Origin of the sequence: Streptomyces sp. NPDC007907, assembly GCF_042959365.1 — a bacterium.
Classification (GTDB): domain Bacteria; phylum Actinomycetota; class Actinomycetes; order Streptomycetales; family Streptomycetaceae; genus Streptomyces; species Streptomyces indiaensis.
On sequence record NZ_JBIBKR010000025.1, the window covers coordinates 1 to 1,459 of the forward strand.

Genomic DNA, 1,459 nt, shown 5'->3' on the forward strand with positions numbered 1-1,459 from the left:
TTCTCGTGACTGCGTGCCTTTTGAAGAATGAGCCTGCGAGTTTGCGGTGTGTTGCGAGGTTAACCCGTGTGGGGAAGCCGTAGCGAAAGCGAGTCCGAATAGGGCGTTTGAGTAGCACGCTCAAGACCCGAAGCGGAGTGATCTAGCCATGGGCAGGTTGAAGCGGAGGTAAGACTTCGTGGAGGACCGAACCCACCAGGGTTGAAAACCTGGGGGATGACCTGTGGTTAGGGGTGAAAGGCCAATCAAACTCCGTGATAGCTGGTTCTCCCCGAAATGCATTTAGGTGCAGCGTCGTGTGTTTCTTGCCGGAGGTAGAGCACTGGATAGGCGATGGGCCCTACCGGGTTACTGACCTTAGCCAAACTCCGAATGCCGGTAAGTGAGAGCGCGGCAGTGAGACTGTGGGGGATAAGCTCCATGGTCGAGAGGGAAACAGCCCAGAGCATCGACTAAGGCCCCTAAGCGTACGCTAAGTGGGAAAGGATGTGGAGTCGCAGAGACAACCAGGAGGTTGGCTTAGAAGCAGCCACCCTTGAAAGAGTGCGTAATAGCTCACTGGTCTAGTGATTCCGCGCCGACAATGTAGCGGGGCTCAAGCGTACCGCCGAAGTCGTGTCATTGCGATATATACCCCCAACGGGGATCGTGATGGGTAGGGGAGCGTCGTCTGCCGGGTGAAGCAGCACCGGAAGGTAGTTGTGGACGGTTGACGAGTGAGAATGCAGGCATGAGTAGCGATTCACACGTGAGAAACGTGTGCGCCGATTGACTAAGGGTTCCTGGGTCAAGCTGATCTGCCCAGGGTAAGTCGGGACCTAAGGCGAGGCCGACAGGCGTAGTCGATGGATAACCGGTTGATATTCCGGTACCCGCTGTGAAGCGTCAAACATCGAGCATCGTGATGCTAAGGCCGTGAAGCCGCCCCGGAGCCTTCGGGCAAAGGGGAGTGGTGGAGCCGCTGAACCAAGCGGTTAGTAGGTGAGTGATGGGGTGACGCAGGAAGGTAGTCCATCCCGGGCGGTGGTTGTCCCGGGGTAAGGGTGTAGGCCGTGATCCAGGCAAATCCGGATCACTTGTGGCTGAGACCTGATGCCGAGCCGATTGTGGTGAAGTGGATGATCCTATGCTGTCGAGAAAAGCCTCTAGCGAGTTTCATGGCGGCCCGTACCCTAAACCGACTCAGGTGGTCAGGTAGAGAATACCGAGGCGTTCGGGTGAACTATGGTTAAGGAACTCGGCAAAATGCCCCCGTAACTTCGGGAGAAGGGGGGCCACACCTGGTGATGGACTTTACGTCCTGAGCTGGGGGTGGCCGCAGAGACCAGCGAGAAGCGACTGTTTACTAAAAACACAGGTCCGTGCGAAGCCGTAAGGCGATGTATACGGACTGACGCCTGCCCGGTGCTGGAACGTTAAGGGGACCGGTTAGCTCAGATTCGTCTGGGCGAAGCTGAGA

General features: G+C 57.0%; 1 rRNA gene. It reads left to right on the plus strand.

The features are described from left to right. Positions 1-1,459, plus strand: a 23S ribosomal RNA gene (locus tag ACFZDI_RS35905); the annotation flags it as partial.